Raw genomic sequence first — 15478 nt, 5'->3', positions numbered from 1 at the left:
ACATTCATGCGGCCTGCTCCTGGACACCGGGCAGGGCGCGCGGCGGCAGCCCGGCCACGGCCTGGGCGATCGCACGGATGTGGTCGGGTGTGGAGCCGCAGCAGCCGCCGACCAGGTTCAACAGGCCATCCTCGGCGAAACCACGCAGGGTGCCGGCCATGTCCTCGGGCGTCTCGTCGTACTCGCCGAAGGCATTGGGCAGGCCTGCGTTGGGATGCGCACTGACGTAGCAGTCGGCGACCTGTGAGAGGGTTTCCACGTGCGGGCGCATCGCATCGGCGCCCAACGCGCAGTTCAAGCCGATCGACAGCGGGCGCGCATGCGCCAGTGACGCATGGAAGGCCTCGGCGGTCTGTCCGGACAGCGTGCGCCCGGAGGCATCGGTGATGGTGCCGGAGATCATCACCGGCAGGCGTGCGCCACGGGCGTCGAAGGCCTCCTCCAGTGCATACAGCGCGGCTTTCGCGTTGAGGGTATCGAAGATGGTTTCGACCATGAGGGTGTCGGCGCCGCCGTCGATCAGGCCCTCGATGGCTTCGCGATAGGTGTCGCGAAGCTCGTCGAAGCTGGTGTTGCGGAAGCCGGGATCATTGACGTCGGGGCTGATCGAGGCGGTGCGGCTGGTAGGGCCGATCACCCCGATCACGAAGCGCGGTTTGCCCGGCGTGGTCGCGGCCACGGCATCGCAGCAGGTGCGTGCGACCGCGGCCCCGGCTTTGTTCAGCTCGTATACCAGGTGTTCGAGGTGGTAGTCGGCCTGGCTGACCGACGTGGCGTTGAAGGTGTTGGTCTCGACCAGATCCGCGCCGGCATCCAGGTAGGCGGTATGGATGTCGGCGATGACCTGCGGCCGGGTCAACAGCAGCAGATCGTTGTTGCCCTTCAGGTCATGGCCTTCCGGCGCGCCGTGGTCGCAGCCGGGGCCGTGCGCATGGTCATAGCCACCGGCGAAACGCTCGCCGCGGTAGTCGTCTTCCTGCAGGCCATGGCGCTGGATCATGGTGCCCATCGCACCGTCGATGATCAGGATCCGCTCGCGCAGGGCGTCGAGCAGGGCATTGGCACGATCAGGATGCAACCAGGGCAGGGCGGGCATGGCGGTCTCGGGCTCAGGGCTTGTTGGCGATCAGCGAAATCACTTCGAAGTGCGGCGGACGCTTCTCGCGGGTGACCGTCTCCAGGCTGGACACCTGCAGGCCGGCCTTGTCGACGAACTTGCGCAGCTCCTTGTCGCTGAAGCCGAGGTTGACGTGGCCGTAGGCCTCCACCGCCGCCTTGTGCTCGTGGCGGGCCAGGCTGCACAGCAGCAGGCGGCCGCCCGGGCGCAGCACGCGCGCGGCTTCGGTCACCGCCTGCGCCGGTTTGCTGGCGTAGGTCAGCGCGTGCATCAGCACCACCAGGTCGAAGCTGCCGTCCTTGAACGGCAGGGCATGCATGTCGCCCTCGCGCACCTCCACATTGGGCAGCCGGCGCAGGCGCTCGCTGGCAGCGGCGACTACGCGCGCACTGGTATCGATGCAGATGTAGCGCTTGGCGTGGGGGGCGACCAGTTCGGCCAGCACGCCGTCACCGGAGGCGATGTCCAGCACGTCGCCGGTCTCCAGCAACGGCAACGCGGTGCGCGCCAGCGCCTCCCAGGTACGGCCCGGAGAGTAGTGGCGTTCCATGTCGCCGGCCACGCTGTCGGCCCAGTTCTGGTCCGAGGCGCGGTGGGCCAGTACCGCAGCCACCCGCTCGGCATCCTGCCGCAGCAACGGGTCGTCGCTTCCGTTGCTCAAGGCATGCCACAATGCACGCTGCGCCGGGTCCAGCTGGGCCTCGTCGAAGCGGTAGTAGGCCGACACGCCGGCACGGCGGTCGCGGACCAGGCCGGCTTCCTTCAGGCGCGCCAAGTGGGTGGACACGCGCGGCTGCGCCAGCCGGGTGATCGCCGACAGTTCGGCCACGGTCAGTTCCTCCTGCTCCAGCAGCGCCAGCAGGCGCACGCGGGTGGCATCGGCGAACACCTTCAGGCGGGTCGACCAGTCTTCCAGATCCATAAATATCTACCTATCGCGATATAGAGATATATTCGCCGAGAAGGCCTGCCGCGGTCAAGTCGCCAGCGTACGGAAGCATCCGGGCCCCGGTACAATCGGGGCACCTGGGCGCGCCGTATGCGGCCCATAACTTCATGTACCCGGGAGGGTGTTGTGGATTTCAGCTTTACCGAAGAGCAGTTGATGCTGCAGGACGTGGCGCGGCGCATCGCGCAGGAAAAGATCGCCCCCAGCGCGGAGCACCATGACCGCACCGGCGAGTTCCCGCTGGACAACATCCGCCTGCTGGGCGAGAACGGCCTGATGGGCATCGAAGTGCCGACCGAATACGGCGGTGCGGGCATGGACCCGGTTGCGTACGTGCTGGCGATGGTGGAGGTCGCCGCCGCCGACGCAGCCCACTCGACCATCATGTCGGTCAACAACTCGCTGTTCTGCAACGGCATCCTCACCCATGGTACCGAGCAGCAGAAGCAGACCTACGTGCGTGCCATCGCCGAAGGCACGGCCATCGGCGCGTTTGCGCTGACCGAGCCGCAGTCCGGCTCCGATGCCACCGCCATGCGCTGCCGCGCGGTGAAGCAGGCCGACGGCACCTTCGTCATCAATGGCAAGAAGAGCTGGATCACCTCCGGCCCGGTGGCCAAGTACATCGTGCTGTTCGCGATGAGCGAGCCGGACAAGGGCGCGCGCGGCATCACCGCCTTCATCATCGATACTGACAAGGCCGGTTTCGGTCGTGGCAAGACCGAGCCCAAGCTCGGCATCCGTGCCTCGGCCACCTGCGAGATCGAGTTCAACGATTACGTGGCACAGGCCGAAGACGTGCTGGGCCAGGAAGGCGAGGGCTTCAAGATCGCGATGAGCGTGCTCGATGCCGGCCGCATCGGTATCGCCTCGCAGGCCATCGGCATCGCCCGTGCTGCCTATGAAGCGACCCTGGCGTACGTGAAGGAGCGCAAGGCGTTCGGCGCGGCCATCGGTACCTTCCAGATGACCCAGGCCAAGATCGCCGACATGAAGTGCAAGCTGGACGCAGCGCTGCTGCTGACCCTGCGCGCGGCATGGGTGAAGGGCCAGGGCAAGCGCTTCAGCACCGAAGCAGCGGTGGCCAAGCTGACCGCTTCGGAAGCGGCGATGTGGATCACCCACCAGGCCGTGCAGATCCACGGCGGTATGGGCTATTCCAAGGAAATGCCCCTGGAGCGCTACTTCCGTGATGCCAAGATCACCGAGATCTACGAGGGCACCTCGGAGATCCAGCGCCTGGTGATCGCCCGCAACGAGACCGGGCTGCGCTGAGTTGCATGGCCGCGCCGCTGCAAGGGCGGCGCGGCCCCCTGCCATGCAGGGATGACGACATCCCACCGGCAGCGAGTCAGCGCGGCACATCGCACTGGAGCTGCCTGCCATCCCAGCGGCAGATGGGGCCGGACGGCGCTGCGCCCGGATTGACGATGATCCGCACGCCATACAGCTGCGCTGAATCCAGCCAGTTCTGGTAGCTCTGTTCGTCATTGAAGTGATAGGCGCCAGAGTAGCCTTCGCCGGTTTCGGCATTGGATGCCGCGCCATCGGGAATGCGGTTGCCGCTGGCGTCCACGCTTTCGCCGGAAACGTATCGGGCTCTATCGACGGAGTCCGGTGAGATCACCAGCCTGGTCCGGGAGCCATCGCGCCAGGTGATGACATAGGTGACCGTCTGCACCCCGAACAGCTTGCTGATCCAGCTCAGGACGATCGAAGAGAGGGTGGTGGCCAGCGAGTTCCACGCCGCGTGTTCGCTGTTGGCGCCGCTGAAGGCCTGGCCAATGGCGAGTTCCAGCTGGCTGCGGTAGGTTGCCGAATGGACCACGTCATAGGCGTTGAGGTCTTTCATTGCTGGCGGGAAGGTGATCCCGTTCGCGCTCTGTGGGTCGTCGGGATGGATGGGGACGACGGCGCCGCTGCCGAAGGCCTGCGGGACGAACTGTGTCCCGGATGCAATGTGGCCCTGCGGCAGTGCAAGGATCCGCTTGAACGTCGCGGTCACTTCCGCCGGGACCGCTGTGGGAACGGCACGATAGCGCCGCAGCTCGCGGTCATATTCCACGGTGTAGCCATTGAGCCGACGCTGGTCCGGGTCGACCACGACCGTCAGGCCCACTCCGGACTGGAGTGCGGCCGAGCGCGGGTCGGCGCAGGGGCTGCAGGGCACGACGCCACCCGCACGGGCGGGCGATGGTGAGGTGATGGCAGCTGCAAGCAGGAGGCAGGCGGCGAGCCGCTGACTGCGAGGAAAGCCGGGCATGGGAGCTCCTTGTACAGTCCATTGAAGGAGCGACATGGATAGCGTCGCCACGCGAGCAGCGTTGCGAGGCAGTTCACACCTTCTTCGGCTGTGTTGGCAGGCGTCAACGATCGCCGCAGATGACCTGGACGAGCCGGCACGAGCCGACAGCCGCTGTCTGGCAGCGTTGAAGTGGCTGGCCGGCACTGGATGATCACGACAGCGTTGGCCTTCCCACTACAATGCCATCCGCTTTCACGGAGAACGTGCAGATGATCTACCGCGGTTGGGGAATCATGACGCTGGTGACGCCGATTGCAGCGATCCTGCTGCTGGCGTACTTCTTCCCGCATGACGCCCCCAAGGGCAATATTCCGCTGCAGCAGGTGCTGCTGGGGGCGGGTATCGGCGCAACCGTGAACGTGCTGCTTGGCCTGTGGCTCAACCGTGCGCCCCGGCAGAAGGGCGAGGCTGCGCGCCATCATTTCTTCTTCGTACCGATGCAGTGGGCCGCGCTGGTTCTGGTGGCGGTGTGCGTGGTGGTCGCACTGCTGCGCTGAGGCGTAGCGCCTACAGCTCTGGTAGGTGCCAACCTTGGTTGGCACGAATCGAAGAGCGCCAACCAAGGTTGGCATCTACCAGACAGGAAAGAAAAAGGCCCCGGATCACTCCGGGGCCTTTTCGTTTCAGCGCACCACCGGATCAACGATCCGGGCGGTGTGCAGCATCCGCGTCGCGCTGGCGTTCCATGAACTCCTTGGACGGTTCATCCAGCTTGTCACCCAGCATGCGGCGCACGACCACGAAGAACACCGGGATCATCAGCAGGCCGAGCAGGGTGGCGAACAGCATGCCGCCGATCACGCCGGTACCGATGGCGTGGCGGGAGTTGGCGCCGGCACCGGTGGAGATCGCCATCGGGATCACGCCCATGATGAACGCGAACGAGGTCATCAGGATCGGGCGGAAACGCAGGCGGGCCGCTTCGATGGTGGCATCGCGCAGGTTCCTGCCGGCTGCGCGCTGCTCCACCGCGAACTCCACGATCAGGATCGCGTTCTTCGCCGCCAGGCCGATCACGGTGATCAGGCCGATCTTGAAGAACAGATCGTTGGGCAGGCCTCGCAGCATCGACAGGCCCAGTGCGCCCAGCACGCCCAGCGGCACGACCAGCAGCACCGCCACCGGGATCGACCAGCTTTCATACAGGGCTGCAAGGCACAGGAACACCACCACGATGGACAGCACCAGCAGCAGCGTCGCGGCATTGCCGGCCAGGATTTCCTGGTAGGACATGCCCGACCAGTCGTAGCCGAAGCCGGCCGGCAGGTCGTCGTTGACGATGCTCTCCATGGTCTGCATTGCTTCACCCGAGCTGGTGCCCGGGGCCTGCGAGCCGACGATGTTGATCGCCGAGTAGCCGTTGTAGCGGCTCAGCGACGGCGGTGCCGACACCCATTCGGACTTGACCACCGTGTTGAGCGGGATCATCGCGTTGGTGCCGTCGGCATTCGTGGTCAGGCTGGACGGGCTGTAGAAGCTCTTCAGCGATTCCTGGCCGGTGCGATACGGGCCATCGGCCTGCATGGTCACGCGCTTGATGCGGCCTTCGTAGAAGAAGTCGTTGACGTACACCGGGGCCAGCATCAGCTGGATGGTGCTGTACACGTCCGACACCGACATGCCCATCGACTGCGCCTGCACGCGGTCCACGTGCAGCTGCAGCTGCGGGGCGTTTTCCAGTCCGTTCGGGCGCACGCCGACCAGTGCTTCGGGCTTCTGCGCAGCCTTGCCCAGCAGGATGTTGCGCGCCTGGGTCAGCTGTTCGTAGCCGGCACCACTGCGGTCCTGCAGCCACATGTCGAAGCCGCCGAACTGGCCGAGGCCCTGCACGGTGGGCAGGTTGACCACGAAGATCTGCGCTTCCTTGATGCCGTAGAACGCGCCGTTCATGTTCTGGATGAACTCGGGCGCGGTGAACTTGCGTTCCTCCCACGGTTTCAGGCGGATGAAGCCCATGCCCACATTCTCGCCGGAACCGACGAAGCTGAAGCCGGCCACCTGCAGCATGCCTTCATAGCCATCCTGCTTTTCCAGGATGCCACGCATCTGCGCGAACACTTCGTTGGTCTGGCCCTTGGTCGAGCCCGGCGGCAGCTGCACGATCGCCAGCGCATAGCCCTGGTCTTCTTCCGGCAGGAAGCTGCCCGGCATGCGGGTGAACAGGAAGCCGCACAGCGCGGTCAGCACCACGAACAGGATCATCCAGCGCGGCGCATGGCGCACCGCCGAGGTGATGTGGCCCACATAGGTGTGGCTGATCTTGTCGTAGTACTTGTTGAAGGTGCGGTAGACGATGTTCGGGTTGTCGTTGTGCGTCGGCTTGAGGAAGGTCGCGCACAGCGCCGGGGTGAAGCCCAGGGCCAGGAACGCCGAGAACGCCATCGAGATGGCGATGGTCAGCGCGAACTGCTTGTAGATCTCACCGGCGGCACCACCCTGCAGGGCGGACGGGATGAACACCGCGGCCAGCACGACGGTGATCGCCACCACCGCGCCGGTGATCTGGGTCATCGCCTTCTGCGTGGCCGGCTTCGGCGCCAGGCCTTCCTCGGTCATGATGCGTTCGACGTTCTCGATCACCACGATCGCGTCATCGACCACGATGCCGATCGCCAGCACCATCGCGAACAGGGTCAGCTGGTTGATCGTGAAGCCGATCATCCACATGCCCAGGAAGGTGCCGAGCAGGGCCACCGGGATGACCAGGGTCGGGATCAGCGTCGCGCGGAAGTTCTGCAGGAAGATCAGCATCACCAGGAACACCAGGAACACTGCTTCAAACAGTGTCTTGACCACTTCCTGGATAGAGATCTTGACGAAGGTGGTGCTGTCGTACGGCGAGAACCAGGTCACGCCGGACGGGAAGCTGGGCTGCAGCTCGTCCATCTTGGCGCGCACCGCATCGGCCACGTTCAGGGCGTTGGCGCCCGGCAGCAGCTGGATGGCGAAGGCGCCGGTCGGCTTGCCGTTGTACTGGGTGTCGAAGCCGTAGTTGTTGGCACCGAAGGCAACGCGGGCGATGTCCTTCAGCAGCACGCGCGAACCGTCAGCGTTGGCGCGCAGGATGATGTTCTCGAACTCCTGCGGCGAGCTGAAGCGGCCTTCGGCCGAGACCGTGGCGGTGAAGTGCTGGCCTTCCGGCGACGGATCCGAACCCAGCGCACCGGCAGCGAACTGCACGTTCTGCGCACGCACCGCGGCCAGCACCTGGCTGGCCGACAGGCCGTAGCCCTGCATCTTTTCCGGGTTCAGCCAGATGTTCATGGCGTACTCGGAACCGAACTGCTGGGTGCTGCCGACGCCGGGGATACGCGAGACCTGGTCGAGCACGCGCGAACCGACGATGTCGTTCAGGGCATCACGGTTGATGGCCGGCGTATCGGACTGCAGCGCGATCACCATCAGGAAGCCGGCGTTGGCCTTGGCCACCACCACGCCCTGCTGGGTCACTTCCGAAGGCAGGCGTGGCGTGGCCAGCGAGACCTTGTTCTGCACCTGCACCTGGGCGATGTCCGGATCGGTACCGGTCTCGAAGGTCAGGGTGATCTGCGCACGGCCGTTGGAGGCCGACGAGGAACTGAAGTACAGCAGGTGATCGATACCGGTCAGCTGCTGCTCGATCACCTGGGTGACCGATTTCTCGGTGGTGTCCGCGCTGGCGCCCGGGTAGGTCGCCGAGACGGTGACCTGCGGCGGGGCGATGTTGGGATAGGACTCCACGCCCAGGTTGAGGATCGCGATCACGCCGCTGAGCGAGATCAGGATCGCAACCACCCAGGCGAAGACTGGATGCTCGATGAAAAATTTAGGCATGACGGAAGGTTCCCGTTACTGCTTGTTCGAATCGGTGGCGGCCGGCTTGGCCGCATCGGCCTGCTCGGGCTTGGCCGCGTCGGCCGGTGCCTTGCCTGCGGCCGGTGCTGCGCCCGCCGGAGCGGCGCCGCCTGCGGCAGGCTTGCCGTTGGCGTCCTGCCCCGGGGTCCACGGCTTGGCCACCGCCGGTGCACCTTCCTTGACCTTCTGCACGCCGGCCACGATCACCTTGTCACCGGCGGCCAGGCCGTCGCTGACCAGCCAGTTGCCGTTCTGCGCGCCATCGGTCTTCACGTTCTTGCGCACGACCTTGCCATCGGCACCGACCACCATCACGTAGCCGCCGGTGGTGTCGCGCAGCAGGGCCTGCTGCGGCACCAGGTAGGCGTTGTTGCGCTCGCCCAGGTTGGCCTGGAAGCTGACGAAGGCACCCGGCAGCAGGATCTGCTGCGGGTTCGGCAGCAGCGCACGCAGCGACACCGCACCGGTGGCCGGGTCGACCGTGGTCGAGGAGAAGTCCAGGGTGCCGGGCTCACCATAGGTGCTGCCGTCGGCCAGCTTGACGTTGACCGTAGCCTTGCCGTCACCGGACAGCGCCAGCGCGCCCTTGGCCTGCTGCGCACGCAGCTGGGTCAGCTCATCCACGCTCAGCGAGAAGTTGACGTACAGCGGGTCGAGCTGGTCGACGGTAGTGAGCAGGGTCACATCGCCCTGGCCAACCAGCGCGCCCTCGGTGACCTGCTGCTTGTTGGCCACGCCGCTGATCGGTGCGGTCACTTCGGTGTAGCCCAGGCTGATGCGCGAGGAGGTCACCGATGCTTCGGCCTGCTTGACCGCGGCCAGCGCGGTGCGCTCGGCCGATTCGGCATTGTCCAGGTCGGCCTTGGAGACGAACTGCTGCGGGGCCAGCGAACGTGCGCGGTCGGCGGCGACCTTGGCGTTGGCGTAGGTCGCGCGGGCCGAGGCGAGCTGCGCCTCGGAGGCGTTGAGCGAGGCACGCAGCGGCGCCGGGTCGATCAGGAACAGGGTCTGGCCCTGCTTGACCTGCGAGCCTTCCTGGTAGACGCGCTTGAGCAGCACGCCGGGCACGCGTGCGCGGACGTCGGCGCTGCGGAACGGCGACAGGCGGCCGACCAGCTCGCGCTGCAGCGGCAGGGTCTGCGGCTTGGCGTCGATCACGCCCACCTCCGGCGGCGGGGGCATCTGCTGTTCCGGCTTCTTGCAGGCAGCCAGAGCGACAGCAACGGCGCACGTCAAGGCAAGGGTGCGGAGTGGGGCGGTCATCAGGAGGAACTCCGGGGTTGGTTTGTAGACGGGGCCGGCGACGGCTGTGGCGCGAACGCGCGCAGGAAGCTGTCGACGGAGAACTCTGCCCAGCGCCGACGCAGGAGCGCGTCATCACGATGGGGGGTATGGAAGCGCTGTTTGTCGAAATCCTGACCGGCGATCATGCTCAGCAGCAGTTCGGCCATGAAGTGCGGGTCGTCATGCCGGAGCTGGCCTTGCATGCAAACGGTTTCAATCCATTCAGCAAGATGAAGCGTCAGCGCGCCGGCACCATGCCGGTACAGCGTACGCGCCTCTTCGGGAAACTGGGCCGCCTCGGCTGCAATCAGCCGGCAGGCCTGTCCTACGTGCGGTTGGTTGAAATGCTCCAGGAAGTCGGTGGCGAACTGGAGCAGGCTGGCACGCAGGTCGTCACCGCGGAGTGCACGCAGCATGGCCCCGGTGGCGTGGCCGACGTGGCGCTGCATCACCCGGCGCAGCAGTTCCTGCTTGCTGCCGTAGCGCGAGTACAGGGTCTGCTTGGAGCAGCCGGCATGCTGGGCCACCGCGTCCATGCTCATCTGCATGCCCTGCTGGGCCAGCAGTTCGCGCACGGCATCGAACACGCGCTCATCGCGCGCGTCGAGGGCAACGGGGAGGTAGGCCGGGTTCACGCGGTGGACTATACCGTCCAGTTCAGGATTGTGGAATCGAATCGGCGTCGCCGCGTGTGTCTTCCGGTAACACGCTTTGCCGATCCTGTCGGCAGTGCTGAAGCAGGCGCCAGCTCCATACCGGAGCGAACTGAATAGGCGTCTAAACCGCAGCAAACCCGAATCTGGTTATTCCGTCCTGCAGCAAGGCCTTTTCGTGCGGTAGGGCTACAATTTCATTTTCCCAACTGAGCAAGCGCATCGCTCTGCCATGAAACCGCAAAAAACCGCAGCCAAGACCGTGAAAAACAAGACCAAACCAGCAGAGTCGGAGGTCGCAGTGACCGCTGGTTTCTCCCTGGAGCCGGTGTACACGGCATTGCGCAAGCGTTACCCCGCGGCCGCACAGGCCGAAGCGGTGGCCTTCGCCACTGACTTCTACAAGCGCATGGAGTCGGACGAGTTCCCGCACCACAGCGCTGAAGAGTGGGCCGCGCTCGCGGCTGAGACGCTGGAATTCGCCCGGACCCGCAAGGCCGGCAAGGCCAACGTCCGCGTGTTCAATCCGACCGCGAAGGCCAACGGTTGGGAATCGCCGCACACCGTGCTGCAGATCGTCAACGACGACATGCCGTTCCTGGTCGATACCGTCACCATGTCGCTGGCCGAGCAGGGCGTGGGCGTCCACGTACTGGGCCACCCGGTGCTGCGCTTCACCCGCGACAAGGCCGGCAAGCTGGTCAAGGTCGGCGAAGGTGACACCGAGTCGGTGATGCTGCTGGAAATCGACCGCCAGCCGGCCGAAGCCATGGCTGCCATCGAGCAGGCCATCAACAAGGCGCTGGACGAAGTGCGTGCGATCGTGCGCGACTGGCAGCCGATGAAGGACAAGGCGCTGGCGCTGGCCGACGACCTGGGGAGCCGCCAGCTGCCGGTCGACGACGCGTCGCGCAAGGAAGCACAGGAGTTCCTGCGCTGGGCCGCCGACAACCACTTCACCTTCTTCGGCTACCGCGAGTACCGCGTCGAGAAGCAGGGCAAGGAAGAAGTGCTGGCGCCGCTGAACGACACCGGCCTGGGCCTGATGCGCGGCAAGGACAAGTCCGCCGCCCGTCCGGTCAAGACGCTGGCCGCGCAGGGCCTGAACACCACGTCCGGTCTGAAGGACGCGCTGATCCTGACCAAGACCAATGCCCGTTCGCGCGTGCACCGCGCCGGCTACATGGATTACATCGGCGTGCTGGAATTCGACGCCAAGGGCAAGATCATCGGCGAGCAGCGCTTCCTCGGCCTGTTCACTTCCAGCGCCTACAACCGTCGCCCGTGGGAAATCCCGCTGGTGCGCCAGCGCCACGAGCACGTGATGAAGCAGTCGGGCCTGGCCCCGGCCAGCCACAGTGGCAAGGCCCTGCGCCACATCCTGGAAACCCTGCCGCGCGAAGAACTGTTCCAGTCCAGCGAGGACGAGCTGTTCCGCACCGCGATGGGCGTGCTGGGCCTGCAGGAGCGCGTGCGCAGCCGCCTGTTCCTGCGCCGCGACAAGTACAGCCGTTTCATCTCCGCGCTGGTCTACCTGCCGCGTGAGCGCTTCAACACCGACGTGCGCCTGCGCATCGAAGCGATGCTGAAGGAAGCGCTGCACGGCGAGTACGTCGACAGCTCGGTGGTGCTGGGCGAATCGCCGCTGGCCCAGGTGCACCTGATCGTGCGCCCGAAGCCGGGCGAAATGCTCGACGTCGATACCGCCGAACTGGAGCAGAAGCTGGCCCAGGTACTGCGCAACTGGCAGGACGACCTGCGTGAAGCGCTGGTGACCCGCCACGGCGAGACCGAAGGCCTGCGCATCGCCGCCCGCATCGGCAAGGCGCTGCCGGCCGGCTACATCGAAGACAACAGCACCGCGGTTGCCGCCAACGATGTCAGCCAGCTCGACGCCCTGACCGGCCCGGACGACCTGCGCCTGAGCCTGCAGGCCGTGCCGCGCGAAAGCGGCGATGGCCTGCGCCTGAAGCTGTATCGCCAGCTGGACGACATTCCGCTGTCGGACGCGCTGCCGATGATGGAAAACATGGGCCTGCGCGTGATCGCCGAGCGTCCATACCGCCTGTCGGTCGACAACGCCCCGGTGTACGTGCAGGACTTCGAGGTCGAGTCGACTGCCGGCGCGATCGATGCCGCCAGCGTCGATGAAGCCTTCGGTGAGACCTTCGCCCGCGTCTGGCACGGCGATGCCGAGAACGACGGCTTCAACCGCCTGGTGCTGGCTGCGGGCCTGCACTGGCGCCAGGTCGCCATGCTGCGTGGCTACTGCAAGTACCTGCTGCAGACCGGCGTGCCGTTCTCGCAGGCTTACGTGGAGGGCACCTTCGCGCGCTACCCGCTGCTGGCCCGCCTGCTGGTCGAGCTGTTCGAAGCCCGCTTCGATCCGGCCACCGGCCACGAAGGCAAGGACGACATCGCGGCTGGCCAGGCCCAGCTGAAGGCCCACTTCGACGTGCTGGCTGCTGGCGACGACGCCACCCTGAAGGTGCTCAAGACCGTGGTCGACGCCCGCAAGGGTGACCGCGACGCGCAGATGCAGGCCGCGCGCGATGCGCTGCTGAAGCTGATGGACCGCGTGTCGAGCCTGGACGAGGACCGCATCCTGCGCTCGTTCATGGGCGTGATCGACGCGACCCTGCGCACCAGCTACTACCAGACCGATGCCAACGGCCAGCACGGCCACGTCATCAGCTTCAAGTTCGATTCGGCGCTGGTGCCGGACCTGCCGAAGCCGCGCCCGTACCGCGAAATCTTCGTCTACGGCCCGCGCGTGGAAGGCACCCACCTGCGCTTCGGCGCGGTCGCCCGTGGCGGCCTGCGCTGGTCGGACCGTCGTGAAGACTTCCGTACCGAAGTGCTGGGCCTGGTCAAGGCACAGATGGTCAAGAACACCGTCATCGTGCCGGTCGGCGCGAAGGGCGGCTTCTTCGCCAAGACCCCGCCGGTGAACGGCGACCGTGATGCGATCTTCGCCAACGGCGTGGCCTGCTACAAGCTGTTCATCCAGGGCCTGCTGGACATCACCGACAACATCGTCAACAACAAGATCGTGCCGCCGGTGGATGTCGTGCGCCACGACATGGACGATCCGTACCTGGTGGTGGCCGCCGACAAGGGCACCGCGACCTTCTCCGACATCGCCAACGGCCTGGCCATCGCGCACGGCTTCTGGATGGGCGATGCGTTCGCCTCCGGTGGTTCGGTCGGTTACGACCACAAGGGCATGGGCATCACCGCACGCGGTGCGTGGGAGTCGGTCAAGCGCCACTTCCGTGCGCTGGGCCGTGACAGCCAGAGCCAGGACTTCACTGCGGTCGGCGTCGGCGACATGTCCGGCGACGTGTTCGGCAACGGCATGCTGCTGTCGCGCCACATCCGCCTGGTCGCTGCGTTCGATCACCGCCACATCTTCCTGGACCCGAACCCGGATGCGGCCACCACGTTCGTTGAACGTGAGCGCCTGTTCACCGTGCCGCGTTCGAGCTGGGCGGACTACGATGCCAAGCTGATCAGCAAGGGCGGCGGCGTGTACCCGCGTACCCTGAAGTCGATCGAGATCACCCCGCAGGTGCGTGAAGCGTTGGGCCTGGACGAGAACGTCAAGGCGCTGTCGCCGAACGACCTGATGAGCGCGATCCTGAAGGCGCCGGTCGACCTGCTGTGGAACGGCGGCATCGGTACCTACGTCAAGGCCGCCAGCGAGCAGCACAGCGATGTCGGCGACCGTGCCAACAACGCGCTGCGCGTGAACGGTGGCGAGCTGCGCTGCAAGGTGGTGGGCGAGGGTGGCAACCTGGGCATGACCCAGCTGGGCCGCATCGAAGCCGCGCAGGCCGGCGTGCTGCTCAACACCGACTTCATCGACAACTCGGCTGGTGTCGACACCTCCGACCATGAAGTCAATATCAAGATCCTGCTCAACGATGTGGTGCGGGCCAAGAAGCTGACCGTCGAGCAGCGCAACAAGCTGCTGGCTTCGATGACCGATGAAGTCGCCGAGCTGGTGCTCAACGACAACTACCGCCAGAACCAGGCGCTGAGCCTGATGGAGCGGATGGCGGTCAAGCGCCTGGGTTCCAAGCAGCACTTCATCCGTACCCTGGAACAGCAGGGCCTGCTTGATCGCCAGATCGAGTTCCTGCCGTCCGATGCCGAACTGTCGCAGCGCAAGGCACGCGGCCAGGGCCTGACCCGTCCGGAACTGTCGGTGCTGCTGTCCTACTCCAAGCTGGTGGCGTTCGCCCAGCTGCTGGATTCGGACATCCCGGAAGATCCTTACCTGTCCAAGGAACTGCAGCGCTACTTCCCGACCCCGCTGCAGAAGAAGTACGCCGACGCGATGGAGCGTCACCGCCTGAAGCGCGAAATCATCGCCACGGCCGTGACCAACCAGACCATCAACCGCATGGGCGCCACCTTCCTGATGCGCATGCAGGAAGACACCGGCCGTTCCATCGCCGAGGTCGCCAAGGCCTACACCATCAGCCGTGAAACGCTGGATGCACGCGCGCTGTGGGCACAGATCGATGCCCTCGACGGCAAGGTGCCGGAGTCGGTGCAGATCGACGCACTGGAAGTGATCTGGAAGCTGCAGCGCTCGTTCGTGCGCTGGCTGCTGTCGCGCCCGGGCGCGATGCCGGGCATCACCGAAGCGGTCAACCGCTACCAGGGTCCGTTCAACGACATCCGCGTTGCCTCGGGTGTGCTGCCGGATTCGCAGCGTCCGACCTATGAAGCCCTGGTGGCTGAATGGAAGGAGAAGGGCCTGCCGTCCGCGCTGGCGCAGCAGCTGGCCGAACTGCACTTCCTGGAGCCGGCGTTCGACATCATCGAACTGGCCCGTACCCGCAAGCTGAAGCCGGTGGACGTGTCCAAGGTCCACTTCCGCCTGGGCGATGCCCTGCAGCTGCCGTGGCTGTTCGAGCAGGTCGATGCGCTGGAGGTCAACGGCCGTTGGCATGCCGTGGCACGTGGCGTGCTGCGTGACGAACTGGCGGCCAACCACCGCAACCTGGCGGGCCAGGTGCTGGGCACCAAGGGCAGCAGTGCTGAGGCGAAGGTGGCGGCCTGGATGGGCCGCGACGACAACAGCCTGCGCTTCACCCTGGCGATGCTGGCCGAACTGGCCGAGCAGAAGACCCTGGACTACCCGACCGTCTCGGTCGCGGTCCAGCGCCTGGGCCAGCTGGCCGCACATGGTGCGTAAGTGAAGTAGTGCCAGGCCATGCCTGGCATGAGTGAAACGGAACGGCCCCGCGAAAGCGGGGCCGTTCTGTTTTGCGGCGCATGCCTGAGTCTGGTGGTGCCGGCCACCGGCCGGCACTGCCGCTTGG

General features: G+C 65.9%; 9 protein-coding genes. 3 read left to right on the top strand and 6 right to left on the bottom strand.

Annotation, left to right across the window (positions count from 1 at the left end):
* Nucleotides 1-4 precede the first annotated feature (4 nt).
* Together DFO63_RS04310 and DFO63_RS04305 are read right to left on the bottom strand one after the other, a co-directional pair.
* On the bottom strand, nt 5-1096 hold the full coding sequence (locus DFO63_RS04310) for a homocysteine S-methyltransferase family protein (RefSeq protein WP_049443192.1): 1092 nt from the start codon (nt 1094-1096) through the stop codon (nt 5-7).
* 13 nt (nt 1097-1109) lie between these two features.
* Nucleotides 1110-2039 carry a metalloregulator ArsR/SmtB family transcription factor gene (locus tag DFO63_RS04305; protein ID WP_014037755.1) on the bottom strand — a complete coding sequence of 310 codons (930 nt, stop codon included), beginning with the start codon at nt 2037-2039 and terminating at the stop codon, nt 1110-1112.
* Nucleotides 2040-2192: 153 nt separating this feature from the next.
* Between DFO63_RS04305 and DFO63_RS04300 the strand changes: the two genes are divergently transcribed.
* Nucleotides 2193-3341 carry an acyl-CoA dehydrogenase family protein gene (locus DFO63_RS04300; protein ID WP_014037754.1) on the top strand — a complete coding sequence of 383 codons (1149 nt, stop codon included), beginning with the start codon at nt 2193-2195 and terminating at the stop codon, nt 3339-3341.
* A gap of 76 nt (nt 3342-3417) precedes the next feature.
* Here DFO63_RS04300 and DFO63_RS04295 read toward each other — a convergent pair whose 3' ends face one another.
* Nucleotides 3418-4329, bottom strand: a complete 912-nt coding sequence (locus tag DFO63_RS04295) for a hypothetical protein (protein WP_119006500.1) — start codon at nt 4327-4329, stop codon at nt 3418-3420.
* Nucleotides 4330-4580: 251 nt separating this feature from the next.
* On the opposite strand from DFO63_RS04295, the gene DFO63_RS04290 reads away from it, so the two are divergent.
* Nucleotides 4581-4868 (top strand): hypothetical protein, encoded by a 288-nt coding sequence (locus tag DFO63_RS04290; RefSeq protein ID WP_119006983.1) that lies wholly within the window; start codon nt 4581-4583, stop codon nt 4866-4868.
* Between the two features lie 142 nt (nt 4869-5010).
* Here DFO63_RS04290 and DFO63_RS04285 read toward each other — a convergent pair whose 3' ends face one another.
* The 3 genes from DFO63_RS04285 to DFO63_RS04275 are packed head-to-tail and all read right to left on the bottom strand — an operon-like array spanning nt 5011 to nt 10124.
* Entirely contained in the window at nt 5011-8184 is a 3174-nt protein-coding gene (locus DFO63_RS04285) for a multidrug efflux RND transporter permease subunit (protein WP_049443195.1), read from the bottom strand.
* 15 nt (nt 8185-8199) lie between these two features.
* A complete protein-coding gene (locus DFO63_RS04280; protein ID WP_014037750.1) occupies nt 8200-9468 on the bottom strand; it encodes an efflux RND transporter periplasmic adaptor subunit in 1269 nt (422 codons plus the stop codon).
* Entirely contained in the window at nt 9468-10124 is a 657-nt protein-coding gene (locus DFO63_RS04275) for a TetR/AcrR family transcriptional regulator (RefSeq protein WP_014037749.1), read from the bottom strand. The genes DFO63_RS04280 and DFO63_RS04275 overlap by 1 nt, the downstream gene beginning before the upstream one ends.
* 250 nt (nt 10125-10374) lie before the next feature.
* Between DFO63_RS04275 and DFO63_RS04270 the strand changes: the two genes are divergently transcribed.
* Nucleotides 10375-15351, top strand: coding sequence for an NAD-glutamate dehydrogenase domain-containing protein (locus tag DFO63_RS04270; protein ID WP_119006499.1), 4977 nt, complete (start codon nt 10375-10377; stop codon nt 15349-15351).
* Nucleotides 15352-15478: the final 127 nt, after the last annotated feature.

It is taken from the genome of Stenotrophomonas sp. AG209 (genome assembly GCF_003550055.1).
Lineage (GTDB): Bacteria > Pseudomonadota > Gammaproteobacteria > Xanthomonadales > Xanthomonadaceae > Stenotrophomonas.
This window is presented reverse-complemented; position numbering and strand designations above follow the sequence as displayed.